Annotated in this window: 1 protein-coding gene; it reads right to left on the reverse strand. The window is 58.1% G+C overall.

The genetic code is table 11. The features are described 5' to 3' along the window. A partial coding sequence (locus CWI66_RS18500) for a transposase (protein ID WP_232711014.1) occupies positions 1–1082 on the reverse strand: 1082 nt, incomplete at its 5' end.

Consider the following 1082-nt stretch of genomic DNA (forward strand, 5'->3'; position numbering starts at 1 on the left):
CTAAAGGACGGGGATTCCAACTTCTTGAGGGCAACGTCCTGCCCCGAGGCTGAGGATATTCCGGGCCGCATTCACGTCCCGGTCGTGGAGTACACCACACTCCACGCACTCCCAGACCCTTACTCGCAACCCGTTGACGCCCTGCGGCCCGCTAAGCGAGCCGCACGACGAACAGGCGCGGGTGGTGTTGGTTTCGCGAACGACCTTGAAGACGATGCCTGCGTGAGCGCATTTATATTCCAGCATCGTTTTCAGTTGTGACCAGCCAGCGTCGTAGACGCTTTTGGCCATCCTGGTCTTCGCGAGCCTGGTTGAGGAAACATCGCCCACGACGATTTCGCCGTACTGGTTGACGAGTTTCCGGGAAAACTTGTGCTGCGCGTCCTGGCGACGGTTCTTGATCTTGGCGTGAATAGCTTTTACCCGCCGCTTGTTGCGGGCACGTTGGGCTGTCGCCAACTGGTCTTCCATGCGGCGGTAGAAGCGGCTGTTTTCCAGCCTTCCTCCATCGCTACAGGTGGCCACATCCTTGAGCCCAAGGTCGATGCCAACGGCGCCCTGCCCAAGCGTCGGCTGCACGTCCACCTCGACCGCAACATTGAAATACCACCGGCCCCGGCTATCTTCGTTGAAACTGCCGGCACGGAACTTGTATGTCGACAGGCCGTAGCTATCCCACACCTTGAAGTAGGTGCCGTTGTGAAATACCTGCCCGTTCTTCCACTTGGCCGCGCCGGTATTGACCGGAATCCAGCCAAGTGAGCGGCGTACACCGCCGGACTTGCGCCAATTCAAGCGGGGCTTTTTGAACTGCTTGCGGCGGGCAACGTATTCAGCAGCGATGCATTGCAGCGTTTGGCTGTGCAGGCCGAGGTCCTTGCCAGCACCCTTGGTATAGGGGTGCATGTCGTAGGCAGACAGAAACAGACCTTTCTCCCGAATGGCTCGGGAAGACAGTTCGTTGAGGTAGTTCCAAACAAAATTCACGCTGCGGGCCATGCGGTTAAGCTCGGCGGCGTGTTTGTCCTTCACTCGAACCTTGAGGGTCTTGGTCTGCTTCATGGCTTCGAATATACTTGGTC

The organism is Halomonas sp. 141 (assembly GCF_002810305.1).
GTDB classification, from domain to species: domain Bacteria; phylum Pseudomonadota; class Gammaproteobacteria; order Pseudomonadales; family Halomonadaceae; genus Vreelandella; species Vreelandella stevensii.